Source organism: Ralstonia flatus, assembly GCF_958439105.1.
In the GTDB taxonomy this organism is placed as follows: domain Bacteria; phylum Pseudomonadota; class Gammaproteobacteria; order Burkholderiales; family Burkholderiaceae; genus Ralstonia; species Ralstonia flatus.
In genome coordinates, this window is record NZ_CAUDLI010000011.1 from 93,074 (window position 1) to 107,259 (window position 14,186).

16 protein-coding genes and 1 pseudogene are annotated in these 14,186 nt (G+C 59.3%); 11 read left to right on the forward strand and 6 right to left on the reverse strand.

Annotated elements, in window-relative coordinates; all coding sequences use genetic code 11:
• Positions 1-363 precede the first annotated feature (363 nt).
• Entirely contained in the window at positions 364-735 is a 372-nt protein-coding gene (locus tag R2676_RS21875) for a hypothetical protein (RefSeq protein WP_206272607.1), read from the forward strand.
• Positions 736-1,074: 339 nt separating this feature from the next.
• Here the strand turns inward: R2676_RS21875 and R2676_RS21880 are convergent, their stop codons facing one another.
• Positions 1,075-2,373: a hypothetical protein gene (locus R2676_RS21880; protein ID WP_206272604.1), complete on the reverse strand. Its 1,299-nt coding sequence runs from the start codon at positions 2,371-2,373 to the stop codon at positions 1,075-1,077.
• A gap of 528 nt (positions 2,374-2,901) precedes the next feature.
• Here R2676_RS21880 and R2676_RS21885 point away from each other — a divergent pair.
• The 5 genes and pseudogenes from R2676_RS21885 to R2676_RS21905 all read left to right on the forward strand — a co-directional run bounded on the left by R2676_RS21885 (position 2,902) and on the right by R2676_RS21905 (position 7,365).
• Positions 2,902-3,281 (forward strand): annotated as a pseudogene (locus tag R2676_RS21885) (hypothetical protein).
• 240 nt (positions 3,282-3,521) lie between these two features.
• The gene (locus tag R2676_RS21890; protein WP_206272601.1) at positions 3,522-4,583 is read left to right on the forward strand and encodes a surface-adhesin E family protein; all 1,062 of its coding nucleotides are present in this window, start codon (positions 3,522-3,524) and stop codon (positions 4,581-4,583) included.
• A gap of 184 nt (positions 4,584-4,767) precedes the next feature.
• Positions 4,768-5,388, forward strand: coding sequence for a HEAT repeat domain-containing protein (locus tag R2676_RS21895; RefSeq protein ID WP_206272599.1), 621 nt, complete (start codon positions 4,768-4,770; stop codon positions 5,386-5,388).
• A 429-nt stretch (positions 5,389-5,817) separates the two neighbouring features.
• Complete coding sequence (locus R2676_RS21900; RefSeq protein WP_206272597.1) at positions 5,818-6,414, forward strand: hypothetical protein; 597 nt, start codon at positions 5,818-5,820, stop codon at positions 6,412-6,414.
• 633 nt (positions 6,415-7,047) lie between these two features.
• Positions 7,048-7,365 carry a hypothetical protein gene (locus tag R2676_RS21905; RefSeq protein WP_316857528.1) on the forward strand — a complete coding sequence of 106 codons (318 nt, stop codon included), beginning with the start codon at positions 7,048-7,050 and terminating at the stop codon, positions 7,363-7,365.
• Between the two features lie 130 nt (positions 7,366-7,495).
• Here R2676_RS21905 and R2676_RS21910 read toward each other — a convergent pair whose 3' ends face one another.
• Positions 7,496-8,068, reverse strand: coding sequence for an NADPH-dependent FMN reductase (locus tag R2676_RS21910; protein ID WP_316857530.1), 573 nt, complete (start codon positions 8,066-8,068; stop codon positions 7,496-7,498).
• An 88-nt stretch (positions 8,069-8,156) separates the two neighbouring features.
• On the reverse strand, positions 8,157-9,410 hold the full coding sequence (locus R2676_RS21915; RefSeq protein ID WP_206272593.1) for an Hsp70 family protein: 1,254 nt from the start codon (positions 9,408-9,410) through the stop codon (positions 8,157-8,159).
• Between the two features lie 211 nt (positions 9,411-9,621).
• On the opposite strand from R2676_RS21915, the gene R2676_RS21920 reads away from it, so the two are divergent.
• The 3 genes from R2676_RS21920 to R2676_RS21930 are packed head-to-tail and all read left to right on the forward strand — an operon-like array spanning position 9,622 to position 10,841.
• Complete coding sequence (locus R2676_RS21920; protein ID WP_316857532.1) at positions 9,622-9,930, forward strand: YgaP-like transmembrane domain; 309 nt, start codon at positions 9,622-9,624, stop codon at positions 9,928-9,930.
• 1 nt (position 9,931) lies between these two features.
• Positions 9,932-10,489 carry an RNA polymerase sigma factor gene (locus tag R2676_RS21925; protein WP_206272592.1) on the forward strand — a complete coding sequence of 186 codons (558 nt, stop codon included), beginning with the start codon at positions 9,932-9,934 and terminating at the stop codon, positions 10,487-10,489.
• Between the two features lie 19 nt (positions 10,490-10,508).
• A complete protein-coding gene (locus R2676_RS21930) occupies positions 10,509-10,841 on the forward strand; it encodes a carboxymuconolactone decarboxylase family protein (RefSeq protein WP_316857533.1) in 333 nt (110 codons plus the stop codon).
• A gap of 147 nt (positions 10,842-10,988) precedes the next feature.
• On the opposite strand, the gene R2676_RS21935 is transcribed toward R2676_RS21930, so the two are convergent.
• The 3 genes from R2676_RS21935 to R2676_RS21945 all read right to left on the reverse strand — a co-directional run bounded on the left by R2676_RS21935 (position 10,989) and on the right by R2676_RS21945 (position 13,094).
• A complete protein-coding gene (locus tag R2676_RS21935) occupies positions 10,989-12,008 on the reverse strand; it encodes an alpha/beta hydrolase (RefSeq protein WP_206272661.1) in 1,020 nt (339 codons plus the stop codon).
• Positions 12,009-12,065: 57 nt separating this feature from the next.
• Positions 12,066-12,491: an organic hydroperoxide resistance protein gene (locus R2676_RS21940; protein WP_027680493.1), complete on the reverse strand. Its 426-nt coding sequence runs from the start codon at positions 12,489-12,491 to the stop codon at positions 12,066-12,068.
• A gap of 141 nt (positions 12,492-12,632) precedes the next feature.
• Complete coding sequence (locus tag R2676_RS21945) at positions 12,633-13,094, reverse strand: MarR family winged helix-turn-helix transcriptional regulator (protein ID WP_027680492.1); 462 nt, start codon at positions 13,092-13,094, stop codon at positions 12,633-12,635.
• Between the two features lie 182 nt (positions 13,095-13,276).
• On the opposite strand from R2676_RS21945, the gene R2676_RS21950 reads away from it, so the two are divergent.
• On the forward strand, positions 13,277-13,708 hold the full coding sequence (locus tag R2676_RS21950) for a hypothetical protein (RefSeq protein ID WP_206272591.1): 432 nt from the start codon (positions 13,277-13,279) through the stop codon (positions 13,706-13,708).
• A gap of 33 nt (positions 13,709-13,741) precedes the next feature.
• On the forward strand, positions 13,742-14,182 hold the full coding sequence (locus R2676_RS21955) for a hypothetical protein (protein ID WP_206272590.1): 441 nt from the start codon (positions 13,742-13,744) through the stop codon (positions 14,180-14,182).
• The last annotated feature ends 4 nt before the right edge of the window (positions 14,183-14,186 follow it).

Genomic DNA, 14,186 nt, shown 5'->3' on the forward strand with positions numbered 1-14,186 from the left:
CCCACGTCATTCAGCGCAGGCGGACGCATGCAGCTGGGACGGCAGTATCGGTTCAGCGCGCAGTCATTTCCACCGCTGCGTGATGCACGAATCGGAAGTTGAGCGGAGCCCCCATCGCTATAATCCATCCCGCTGCCGCACCAACAGCAGCCGGGTGTAGCGACCTGATCTATGCAGTACCTCTGGACGGCAATCGCACAGCGATTCGCCGGCAGGCACTCGCGCGCTTTCAAGGGCGGGCCGGGTGGGGAGACCTTCGGGTCTGCCGGTGCTCCAGAGAACCGGTTCGCTACCCCCGCCGTCGGGCCCGCCACCCCCGTGTAGCGACGAGCTGGCGGGTCTCCAACCACCTCTGGAGGCTCTATGCCAAATGGTCCAAGCGGGCACCGCCCCGCGTCGTATCCATCTCCACCAGCATCACCACCCACCCACGCGCCCACGTCGTCGGACGCAGGCACGCTCACCAAAAACCGCACCTACCTGAACGGCGCAATCGCAGCGCAGGCGTATCTCAGGCGCACCCGCGCCGCCATGCGCAGCCACGGCCAATGTCGCCCGGGGATGCTGCGTGAGGAGCTTCAACACCTCTCTGCACACGCGTTCCCGCCGGCATTCATCAAGGGCTTTATGGATGCGATTGATGCGTACGTTTCGATGTCGCTCGGGGGCCGCGATGTCGATCCGCAATCGTGGGACGTGCTAGCCGCCATAGAGCGGCGGGGCTACAGCCAATAAGAAGAGATTGACGCATTCCCGTGACGGGCGGGAATGCCTGGACACGATCTGTCGATGTCGCTCGACCTTTCACGATGGAGCAATGATCACGAGGCTGCAACTCTCTCCAGCCACGCTTTGTACGCTTCGGTTGTGTCGGAGGGGAGATTTCGGATGTGGACTTGAAGCGCATCGTGCATGTTGAACGCCTTCCACACAACCGGGGCTAGCCGCGCAACTGGGCTGTTATCAGGTCCACACGCGCGTAGCAGTTGCAGGCTAGCCGCCACAACTGATTCGATTGAAAAGGCGCCCAAGAACATAAGCAGTGCTGCAATAGGTGTGTGCCTTGCTTAATCTCTACCGCTCAATGGCAATGCTCTCGATCGCATAGTCTGCCTTGCCGTAGTCCGCAGATTCGCTATGCAACTCCACGAAATAGCGGAGCTCTTCAACGTAGTATCCGTTGTATAGCCTGCCCTGCGCATCCTTGCACTTAAGCGGCCATGCTGAGCCTTTCAATCCGGCATGTACCGTACTTGCATCCACGGGTTGGCCTATATCGCATGTGGACCCAGAATCAATTCGTTTGCCAATGCCCTGAATTTGCGAGTTGAAAGTGATGTGCCCACCCGGAACCCATTCCGAAGTGCCCAGTGTCAGCACCTCCGTAACGGCGACGTTCCTCTCTTCCGCGACATTAATGTTCATTTTGGACTTGAGCTGCGCGAGGCCCACGAGCTCACGATCGACGGAGAATTCTGGGCTGTAAATCTCATGCACGCGAGTACTTCCGTCACTCTTCGGCCTGATCTCGAAGACCATCGGCCCCGCATCCTTGAACTTACCGCTCGTGGTTAGTTTCGTGATTCTCGCAACAGACACTGTTGGGCCGTTGGGCAATATTGACTTGAACTTCGCGGCTGTCGCTTGCACATCCGGAGGAACGGGCACGTCGTCGATTCCGACATCCGGATGCAATGGAGTCTTGGGCCGGCTAACAGCTCCGCCGATCCCCCTGTATGCGGACGCGTCAGCCGATTTGCTGCAAGCCAGTTCCTGAATGGCGAGGGCGTAGTCATCTGTCGAGTCAAACGGCGTCTGCACATCGTCCCGTTCAATCATCCCGTCGGTTATCGCGCCTTCCGGGGTGAAGTCATAGCCGACAGAGATGCGGTAGGTTTTGGTATCGCAGTTTACGCGCACGAACTCGCGCTTTGAGTCGTACGGTGCGTTGTATGGCGGATCGAGAACAATCTGAGGATAGTCATGGCGCGTCCAAAACGACGCGACCGCACCGGTTTTTCTGAAACTACCCGTGTCGATTTGAATTAGTGTGCCGTCGCCTAACCGCCTCGCATTAACTAGCCTCTCCGGTTGAATGGGCAACTGACAGGCCCAATTGAGGAAGGCTGCGTGGGGCGAGTCCCCCTGCGTCTGAATGAACCCTTGTGCCGCATAGCGCCCGATGGACTTCCCGTACCACCGCCTCATCAGCTTTCCGTTGACGATGGCGTCAGACCATGCAAAACGCATCGTGCGATCACCGCAACTAAATTCCGCTGGCGCCATCAACTCCAGTTCGCCCTTGTCGGAGTGGATCAGGTTTCGGTGTATCAGGTAAACGTGGTCGCCGATACGGTGCACGGAATCTGCCAAGTATTCATATTCCGGCTTGGTGGGAACGGGAGCCCAAGGGCTTCCAATTGCATTAAAGCTGAGCAACGTGCAGCAGGCGAATATAGTTTTAGCTAGCAAGTGTGTGGGCATTGAGCGAGAGGAGACATATTGACTCTATAACGCTCTATCGATCGCCGTGACGGAAACTTGAGGCTTCCAACGACCGAGAGAAGTGAGGGGGGGCGTCGACCGGCGGACGTTGGCCACCTTGTGAACTGCAGAGCCTGATGCCGGGCTTGTAACTTGCAAGCAGCCCCCATCGCTATAATCCACCCCGCTGCCGCACCAACGGCAGTCGGGTTTGGCGACTCGACATACTCACAACGAGCCTCCGCTTGGCGGATACGCTCGGGCGCACTCGCGCATGCCTCCTATGGCGGGCCGGGTGGGGAGACCGCAAGGTCTGCCGGTTGCCGTGAGTACCGGTTCGCCAACCCCGCCGTCGGGCCCGCCACCTCGTTTGGCGACGAGAAGGCGGACCTCCAATCAATACTCACGGAGGCTCCTATGCCTATTGCAGACGAGACGCGACCAGCGTCGTATCCATCTCCACCAGCATCACCACCCAGCCCAGCGTCCACGTCATCCGACGCAGGTACGCTCACAAAAAACCGCACTTACCTGAACGGCGCAATCGCAGCGCAGGCGTATCTCAGGCGTATCTCAGGCGTACACGCGCCGCCATGCGCAGCCACGGCCAATGTCGCCCGGGGATGCTGCGTGAGGAGCTTCAACACCTCTCCGCACACGCGTTCCCGCCGGCATTCATCAAGGGCTTTATGGATGCGATTGATGCGTATGTGTCGATGTCGCTCGGGGGCCGCGATGTCGATCCGCAATCGTGGGAGGTGCTAGCCGCCATAGAGCGGCGGGGCTACAGCCAATAACAAGAGATGGGCGCATTCCCGTGACGGGCGGGAATGCCGGGGCAGAGTCGGAGTGATAGTTGGGCGTTCGCTGCGGCGCCGAGAAAGAGCACGTTCCGAAGGGAGTACTCGGCGCCCGACGGCTCCTCAGACTCGACAAGCGCCGCGATCGTCGGGCGGCAATCGGCCAAAAGTAGTCAATCGATTTCATGTCGGAAGCACATACAATCGAATGCAATCAACATTAATCATGAAGACAAAATGCAGCATCCGACTTTCCGCGTCACGCTCTCCATCGCCTTTTTATGGCTCAGCGGCATTTGCCAAGCAGCACCATCCGCTGATCCGCTATCGACGCTCCCAGCCGATCCTCAGCAAACCACTCAACCGCGGTGGGTCAGAGCGGTACCTCCGTACCCCATAGCGCCACTGTTTTCCAAAGCTGAAGTTGATCTAAACTCCGTTAAGAAAAGTGGCAACGGCAAAATTACCGCCTGGATAAGAGAAACGTACGAAAAAATTCAGCAACCTTCAACTGACCACGCTTTTCAGGTTGGGGAAACCAATTATCTAATCGACTGCAATAATGGGAAGTACAATTTCCTATCGATTAATACAAGAAGTGCAAATGGGGACTTGGTTCGATCAGTAAAACTGCCGGATTTCGATCAGAAAAATATGGACGATATCCCGCCTGATTCATTGAACGGTGCGGAAGCGACTCTCGCCTGTGCGCAGGCAAAGAAGAACTGGCCCGGTGAACAATATTACGATTTGCACATTAAACCAAAGCACGTTGAGGTGGCCACACCTCTTACATTGCAAGAAGAAGAAAAAATCGATCGAGCTATAGCTCAACGAAAGGAACTTGATGGACGTAATGCCCCATTTACTGGACCGTTGTTGACTGCCCTGCCCGGAAAAAACACGTGCCACATGATGAACGGAGTCGATGGAAATCCGTCTTCCTATGAATTGTGCTATGCGTCTGGCATGTTTTCGCATGACGTCTACAGTCTTCGATCTGATGGAATTTCCTTGCTTCATGGCATTGATGACGAGGCGACAAAAGGCATTGACGGTGTATTCAACGGAAATAAAATTCGACTTCAATGCGAGCCTGTCAATAGGTTGGCAGATGGTGTGACGAATACAACGATAAAAAATGCCATTCTGGCCGATCGGATGTCGTCAAAGAAAATCTCGTTCGATGATGGGTTGAATTTCGCAATAATGACCAATGTGATCGAGATTGGGAGGCACTGCATACTGAGCGGCGCGGATGGCATCATGGCAAAGCTCGACGTTGTTTTTCCACAATAAATTGGTTTCGGCAACAGGCGTCTTGCTCGAATTTTCACGAGTGAGAAAGCTAGATGTCTCTTCTACGGTCGAAAGCGAACGGTCATAGGTAATGCCATCAGCGGCAGCTTCCGGCCAGAAGCGGTCGTCGATACGGGGTGCCATAGTGACGAACAGTTCGGAAGTTCATAAAAGAGGCAGTTCTATGAGCGCATCACGTGCCCTGCACGAAGAAGTCGAGAAATACAAGGCGTGGGCGGCGTCGCATATGCCTCGCCAGCGCGGCTGCGACTACGACCAATGGCAATCACTGTGGGGCGCCGCGATTGCGGTTCTCGAATCGGTTCCGCCGGATGAATGGAGTGAAAGGTGCCGCGCAGATTTGATCTTCGCCATCGCCCGCGACGACGAGGTGGAATGGATTTCTGATCAACTTGGAGGCAAACCTGGTGCTCTCCTGGCACTCGCTGGGCTCGCAATTGACTCTTCAGAGCCGGATGCAAAGTGGCAAATCGCGGCACAACTCGGAACGCTGTCTACGCATAAGGACAAGGCGGAAGAGATGCTACTTCGCCTTGTAGACGATACGGACGAATACGTTAGCAGGCGTGCGTTGCTTGCGCTTGGGGCATTGAAGTCGCAGCATGCCGAACACCTTGCGGAAAGGGCGTGGCTCACAGGTCACGAATACCAACGTATCGCAGCGTTGTGGGTTCTAAAAGATGTCGCCCCGAGCAAACTGCCGAAATACCTACGTTTGGCAGACGAGGATGGTCGCAAGTTTGTTGTCGAGAACGCACGTAAGTGCGCCAACGGCATCCAATGATGGAACTGCTCATGCGAAGAAAAGGGTTGCCATACCCGCATCGTCGTCAACACAGTCACCAAAAGCGAATTGATAAGAATGAGTGATTTTGAACGGGAGATCGCCTCGTCGCGGCGCCTTTTTCGTCCTCGTTTTAGCGTAGTGACGACATTTGCAGCGTTCTTTAGTGGCTTGGCGAAGGGCGCATGGGCCCTATTGTTCGTATTCGCAACCCTGATTGCGGCGATCTTTGGTGGCCCAGGGGCGACCGACTTGCCGACGACACGCCGGGATTGGCGAATTCTGCTGCTGTTCGCGGTAGTGGTTATGGTTGGCGTTTTCGCGTGGAACCGACTCTCGCAAGCGTCGGCCTTATTCGCAGCGACCATAACGACCTAGGGAGACGTTGTTCGCAGGCGCGACTATGAGCATGGGCCAAGGGGAGTAAGGATGTTGAAAAAGAAATGGTTAGAGTGGGCGCCTGCACGGATAGCCCGATTGGTTCCGGTATTGGCCGCGGCGGCTCTAGGTGGCTGTGCAGACAATTACCCATGGCCTCGCGACTGGCCGGCACTGCCAGAAAATAATTTGCAGGCCGGCTGCCCGCAACTGGACGGCCTGTACGCGAACAGGGGCGAGATGACTGTCAAGCCTGTGTATGACATTGACAGGGGGCTGTCTCAACAACTATTGCGTGTCTCACCGAAAACTCGCGGCGCGCGGGTGCAACTGCGACAAGCGACACCGGATGTGCTTGAGGTTGTGGTGTTGGAGGCCGACGGTCAGGAGTTGCGACGCGAGACCCTGCTGAGCAGCCGTGGGGATTTCGAATGCAAAGCGGGCACGCTGTGGCTGCGGGAAGTCGCGACCGTCATGAAGGACGGTACGGGAATCGGGCGCAACACTACGCGCTTTGGATTAAGTGTGGCGGCCGATGGCACGCTGGCGGGCCAACAGAAAATGTTCGCTGCCGGTGCGGTCGGATGGTTAGTGCCGCTAGTGCAGACCATGGACAGTTGGTATCGCTGGGATAAGGTCGGCAACTGAGTTGCAATGCGTGTGTCTGGACCCATAGCCGGGTCTGTGTCCTATGTACAAGTACGTCCTTTCGTTAGCCTCTTTGGCGATTGCTACGGTGTGGATAGCACAGGTCGACGTCGGCTGCGTCGTAGACCTTCCGCGCGCACGGCAGCAAGCGGACGTTATTGCCCACGAGATACAGAGCTTCAAACAGGAAGGGCATTCTCCGCAAGAAGACGGTCGCTTGGTGAAAATAGGCGGGGCATGGATTACGGCGAAACTCCCGGCGCGCGGATACGGCCCAGATGCCGATGCTGACCTTGCGGCGCGTATGCAAGGCCAAGGTTGGTCAGTGGTGGAAGGGCGGACGCGCGTCTACTGCAAGAATGGGATACGGGCGACGTTGGAGCGCGGCGAAAACAGTGACAGCGGTTGGAGCATGATAACGGCCGTATTCGATTTCGCTGGAGCACGACCCTGCGGCTGTAGGCGGCCAAGCGCGTCCTCACTGCGTCCCGGTCCTGTCTTCGAACCGGCACCCCTCAGCTGATACAGGATGCATGCGGCTGCCGCCGGCGGGGGAGTGTACGTCGTCGAGCTCGAGGAGGAACAGCAATGCCCCGCACGATTTTCTGTTGGCGTTGCAATATGGATATACCGATGCTGACGGAAGAAGAGTGGAGCCTCGTCAAGCCGGAAGGAATTATTGAGGAGATCAAGCTGTACCGCGAGACAACCGGTTGCTCGCTTGCCGAAGCAAGCCTTAAGGGGTGGGGAAGTAAAGCGCTGGCTGCTTATGAGCGCATTACAGGGGTCAAGGAAACCAACCCGAATGCTCTCCTCCACCATCGACTGAGTCTCTACGGGCCCACGTGCCAAAACTGCGGGAAACCGCTACGAACGCCAAAGGCGGAACATTGCGCCGCCTGTGGCGCCAAGTGGAACGCTTATGGCGATGGGTTACGGGATCAAGAGTGACGATCGAGGAATTGCGTCATCATGCGCACGCATGGCCAGGCCCGCCCCGGCATGCTGCGCGACCAGCTTCAACATCTCTCAGCCTGCGGCTCGAAGCCGGCTTGCTCACGGTGAATGGTCAAAGCAGCCATCACGAGGCATTCGTGACGGCATGACATCCATGCGCACCTGTCTGCCGAGCATGAATCGCCGCCACGAAAGCGGACAGAAATCCGTGCATTTCGGACTGCCGCTCGGGCCGCTTCAGCAGGGTTTTGATTTCGTCTGGCGTTTTTCCAATCAACGGGATGCGCAAAAACACGTCTTCGAGAAATTGATCGCTGACAGTGGACAGCACCAGCCGGAGCGATGTGAGCATGTCGTCGCCACGATGCGATGCATGTGCGAGCGCAATGGGTTTCCCGATGACTTCGAATCGCGAGACCATCCAATCGATGACGTTCTTGAGCCCTCCCGGAATAGCGCGAACGTATTCGGGGCTGGCAATAATGATGCCGTCGCATCCGGACACGAGTGCCAGGAATTCCAGCACTTCGGCTGGTGTCTGTGGCCCTTCCAGGTCAGGAGAAAAGACCGGCAAGGTGTCGAGGCGATGGAATACCGATAGCTCAACGCCCTCCGGGGCAACGTCTTTCAAGCCGAGCAGTAGCGCCGTGTTGACGGAATCGCGGCGGGCACTGCCGGAGATGGTGAGGAGCTTCATGTGGTTTTCCTTTAGAGACATCCTGCCGCGCCCCGGGCGGTCTGGTTTGATACGTTCGAAGCGTCCCCTCGCCCAGCCTTTCAACCCGTCATCCAAACTTGCGCGCCGCATCGCGCGCCAGGCCAGAACCGATCCCGCCGAACAGGTCGCCCTCAACGCGCCGCGCTGACGGCAGCACTTGCGCCAGTTGCTCGCGCAGCAACGGCACCCCGCTGGAGCCGCCGGCAAAGAGAATGGTATCGACCGCTTCCGCTGCAACGCCCGCCGTTTTCAGCATCGCCTGCACGGTGGACACCGTCTTGCCGACCAGCTTCCCAATCGACTGATCGAAGTCTTCACGCGTGACGGGCTGCTTCAACTCGGGCGCGATGCGGTGCAGGTCGATCTCCGCCACCGGGGCGTCCGACAGCGCGATCTTGGCGGCTTCGACCTGGATGGCGAGCCAGTGGCCGGCGCGCTCGCGGATCAGGCGGATGAGGCGGTCGAGTTTTTCGGTGTCGGCGGCATCTCGGTAGTTGTCCATCACCACCGTCCATGCCTTGCGCGTGTACACGTGGTTGATGGTGTGCCAGCTCGCCAGGTCGAAATACTGGCCGGACGGCATTGCCTTGCCGTTGCGCAGCGTGCTGTTCAGGCCCAGTAGCGGCATCACGCTGGCCAGGCTCAAGGCGCGGTCGAAGTCGGTGCCGCCGATGTGCACGCCGCCGTTGGCGAGGATGTCGTCGCGGCGGTCAAGGCGTTTTGCGCGCTCGGGCGACAGGCGCACGAGCGAGAAGTCCGACGTACCGCCGCCAATGTCGGCCACCAGCACAAGTTCTTCACCGCTGATGCCGGCCTCGTAGTCGAACGCGGCGGCGATGGGCTCGTACTGGAAGGCGATCTCGTCAAAGCCGGCGTCGCGCGCGATGTCCGCCAGCGTGTCTTCGGCAAGCTGGTCGGCCTTGGGATCTTCGTCGATGAAGAACACCGGGCGGCCCAGCACGGCGCGGCGGAATTCATGGCCGGCGGCGTGCTCGGCGCGCCGCTTGAGTTCGCCAATGAAATGCGCCAGCAGCTTGCGGAACGGCATGGCCTGGCCCATGACCTCGGTGCTGTCGTCCATCATCGACGTGCCGAGCAGGCTCTTGAGCGAGCGCATCAGGCGGCCCTCGTAGCCGGCAAGATAGTCGGCCAGCGCGGCACGGCCGTAGCTGACGGTCGGGTCTTCGGCGTGAAAGAAGATGACGGAAGGCAGGGTGGCCTTGCCGTCTTCGAGCGGCAGCAGGGTGGGTGCGTCCGGTCTCAGCCAGCCGACGGTGGAGTTGGACGTGCCGAAATCGACGCCGCAGGCGTTTGACATCATAGGATTGTGGCTTCTGGAGTGCAGCGGGAGGCATGCGCCCGCACGTGATATCAGAGCGGGCGCCACCTGCGAAAGGGGCGCTATTGTAGTGGCTTTGTGCGACGCCTCCCCTCACGGCGCACGCTGTTCACGGGCAACACGCGGCCGCTAAGGTCCGGCACATACGCGATCACCGTCAGAGCCGACGGCGAGAGGTGCCCAGGGGCGGTCCATGGTGCGCCAGTCCCGAAATACCTGGAAAAAAAGAATCCTTTTGCGCTGGCTGTGCCTCTATGAAGCCGTCACCAGCACAACAGAAGGATGCGTCCCTATGTTCTATCTCAAGCGGAATCTACCCACCACCGAGCGATTGATTCGCGCTTCCCTGGGGCTCTGCACGGCTGTCGCTACAGCAACGTTGGCGACGACGCCGTGGGGCATGATTGCCGGCTACGCGGCCGCAGCCATTCTTGCGGGCACAGCAGTTGTCGGCTTTTGTCCGGCCTGTGCGCTTGTTGGAAGAACGCCAATAAAGAACTGAAATGATACGTGCGTCTGATGAGCTTATTGAGGCGGCTTGCGCCGGTAACGAGGCTGCAATCGCTCGGCTGCTGGCCGTGTGTCAGCCTGATCTAAAGCGGTTTGCGAGACGAACGTGCACCAATAGCGAGGACGCCGAAGACGCGGTGCAAATCGCCTTATGGCGCGTGTATCGAAAAATTGGCGCGCTACGCACGGCGGCGGCCTTTGCGAGCTGGTTATTCCGTATCGTCGAAAGGGAATGCTACCGATTCTTTACCAGGGGAAAAGTGTCCATTCCCTTGTACGAGGCCGATTTGGATGCTGTTCAGGCGCCGATGATCCCAAGAGATTTGCGAACGGATCTCACCACCGCAATCCAGACGCTTCCTCAGAACTATCGCGTGGTTCTCATCTTGCGCGATGTCGATGGACTGACCGCGCCCGAGGTGGCGGCCGAGCTAGGCGTGACGGTTGAAGCCGTCAAGAGCCGACTGCATCGGGCCCGATCCATGGTGCGCGAGAAACTTGTCGCAAGCGGATACTGGAATTCGGCAATGGATTCGGAAAATGAGCGGTAATCCAAAACAGCAGGCATGAATGATGAGTGAATACCAGTCGCCCAAGGACTTCCAGAACATTCCAAAGCTTCTTGCCCTTGCGAAGGAAGAGGGCAACGCTTTTATGGCCTTCGACCATGCCGCGAAGCGCGCTGATGGTCTCATTCCGCCCAAGGTCAGGGAGTTCATCTCGCTCGCCGTTGCGCTGACTACGCAGTGTTCGTACTGTCTTGATGTCCATACGAAGGCAGCCAAAAAGGCCGGCGCTACTGCTGAAGAACTCGCAGAGTTGATTTCAATTGCAGCAGCGGTTCGGGCCGGCGCAACAATGGGACACGGCCTGATGGCGCTGCGCCTGTTTGAAGGGGCATAAAGGCGTTCGCCCGCATCGGCCTGCTTGGCTGCTTTCGGCTACAAGCGGTCGGGCACACACAACGCAATACGCCCGCCACGTGCACAACACACGTGGCGGGCGCATCGCTGGCTGACCAACGAGCGGTGAACCAACCCGCCCACCCAATTACTTCAACCGCGCCTTCAGCTCTTCGCTGGCTTGATGCAGCGCTGCACGGGTTGCCGGCACACCGGCCAGCGCATTGAGCAGGCCGAAGTCGTGAATCATGCCGTTGTAGCGCGTGGCGGTCACATCCACACCGGCCGCGTCGAGCTTGCGTGCATACGCTTCGCCTTCATCGCGCAAGACATCCTTCTCGGCGGTAATCACCAGCGCGGGCGGCAGCCCCTTCAACTGAGCGGGCGTGGCCAGCAGCGGCGATGCGTAGATCTCCTGACGCTGCGCCGGATCGGTCGTGTAGGCATTCCAGAACCACTGCATCATCGGCTTGGTCAGGAAGTGTCCCTGCGCAAATTCGTCGTACGAAGCGTTCTCGAAGTTGGCATTCGTGACCGGCCAGAACAGGACTTGCGTGCGCAGTGCGGGCGTGCCGTGCGCCTTGGCCATCACGGCCACCACGGCCGCCATGTTGCCGCCCACGCTGTTGCCGGCAATCGCCAGCCGCTTGCCGTCTACGCCGATCTGCGCACCGTTTTCTGCCACCCACTTTGTGGCGGCGTAGATCTGGTTGATCGCCACCGGATACCGCGCCTCGGGCGAGGGCGTGTAGTTGACGAAGACGGCGACGGCGCCGGAGTCGGCCACCAGGTCGCGCACAAAGCGCTCGTGCGTGGGGAAGTCGCCCAGCACCCAGCCCCCGCCGTGAACGAAGATGAAGCCGGGCAACGTGCCTTTCGCGCCGGCTGGGCGCACGATCGTCAGGCTGATCGGCTTGCCGTCCACGGTGATGGTTTTCTGGCTGACGTCGGCGGGCGGCAGCGACACCTTTGCGGCGGCCTGCGCGCCCACCAGCACGGCGCGGGCATCGGCGGGTGAAAGGGTTTCCAGCGGCTGTCCACCGCCGGCGGCCAGGGCGTCGAGGAATGCCTGGGTGGTGCGCTCCACGCCTGGGCTGCCCGCAGCAAGGGCAACGCTTGCTGCCACAGAGAGCAGGGTGCCGGCGGCAAATTTGGTCATGCGGTTCATGTTCATGGCTGGGCCTCTAATGGGTTGTCGTGGGAATGTTGGGAAAGGGCGTACGGGTCAGATCAGGCTCAGGCGTACGTCGATGTTTCCGCGCGTCGCGTTCGAATAGGGGCAGACGATGTGGGCGCGGTCGATGAGCGTTTGCGCTTCGGCCGGGTCCATGCCGGGCAGGCTGATCTTCAGGTCCACTTCAATGCCAAAGCCGTTCGGAATGACGCCGATGCCGACGCTGCCCTGCACGGACACATCTGCCGGCACGCGGATCTTGTCGCGCGCACCCACGAACTTGATCGCGCCGAGGAAACACGCGCTGTAGCCGGCGGCAAACAGCTGTTCGGGGTTGGTGCCTTCGCCGCCGGCACCGCCGAGTTCGGTCGGCGTGGTCAGGCGCACGTCGAGCCGGCCATCGTCAGTGATGGCGCGGCCATCGCGGCCGCCGGTGGCACGGGCATGGGCACGGTAGAGGACGTTTTCGATCGACATGGTGGTTCTCCTGCGAGAGGGGTGGTGGTGCGCGCATCGGCTGTCGAGGCCGCGCCGCATTGTTTGCGATTAAATAGCGTGCTACTTAATCGGTCTAAAAAAACGGACGCGATCAGGCGCCCGTCGGCGATACGTGCGTGCTCAGGCGGCGTTCTTGAAGAGCCGTCCTCGCAATGCATTCAACTGTGTGCGCAGTTCTTCCAGCTCGCCGGGCGCACACTCCATGGCCGCAGCCATGCATGCCGGCACTTTCTCGGCCCGCTTCTCCAGCGCCTTGCCGGCCGCCGTGAGCGAGATGATCACCCGCCGTTCGTCCTCGGCCGAGCGCTGCCGCTCGATCAGCCCCGATGCCTCCAGCCGCTTCAGCAGCGGGGTCAGCGTGGCGGAGTCGAGGAACAGGCGATCGCCAATCTCCGACACCGTCTGGGCATCCTGCTCCCACAGCACCAGCATGACGAGGTACTGCGAGTACGTCAGCTCCAGCGCCTTGAGCAACGGCCGGTACGCCTTGTTGATCCCGATCATGGTCGAGTACAGCGCAAAGCAGAGCTGCTCGTCCAGGGCGAGGTCGCGGCGTGCGGAGGAAGGCTTGCGTGTGTTCATGGAGGGAAATATATATAGCGCGCTATTGAATTGCAAGCTAATTTTTTAGATGGGTTGTTCGGTTGGGGCGGGGCGTGGTCAACGCGTGGACGGGCGGGCCGCTAGAATGGGCCGCAAACACCTCACCAGCACTTCGAGAACTGAGCAGTTTCCGTGTCTTCAATTCCGGATATGGGCGGGTCATGACCACATTCATCGTTATCGCACTGTTTCTGGTGGCCCTGCTGTGGTCGGCACTCCTTGGAACAGGGTTGCCTGCACCGTTCAGTCGCCGCAGTTGTCAGGGAAAGAGCTGGCGCAGGGCTTTCCCGTCTGCCTCAACGTTGGAAATCCGAGAATTCCTGCTCGTGTTTGTCCGCGCGTTTGCGCTGCGCGATGGGGAGAAGCTGATGCTCCGGCCGGACGATGAAATTCTGGCCATATACCGGGCGCTATACCCACGGCGATGGACTCCAGACGCGCTTGAACTCGAAACCCTGGCAGAGGATGTTGAGAGGCGGTATGGGCTGGAGCTGCGCCATATCTGGAACGAAAGGCTAAGTCTCGGTCAGTTGTTCGCACACACCCAGCAGCCCGCGCGGGCGACGCCGATCAAGGTTTCGGCGATCGACTGAGGTTACATGGCTGCCTTGCTGGGGGACTAACAAATGCCGCGAAAACGCAGTCTCTTTTTGATAGCGGCGGTCTGCGTCAGCGTCATCGCGCACGCCGAGGAGGCGGAGCAACCAGCATGGCGTGCCAAACCTCAGGCATACGCCACAGTCAGCAATATCTTCGCGGCGCGCGAGCCATTCAATCGGGCACTTGTTGTCGACCAAGCGTTTGTAGAGCCGACACCCGACAAGGGGCTACGTTTCTGGCTTCGCATCTATGGCCCCAACTACCGCATTTACTCTGAAGCGGGCGATGCGAAAAAAATCGCCGAGGGGATGTACCGCTACACCGGAAACGGAGAAACGACCTGCGACCTGCTGTTCCGGCTCTCGCCCTTGCGTACCCTTCGCATCCAAGGCGTGCCGACGCGCGACGGTAACCAAGGCGGCGCCCGATTCTGCCCCACCGCAATCACTCTGTCCTTCAAGCCATAAATGA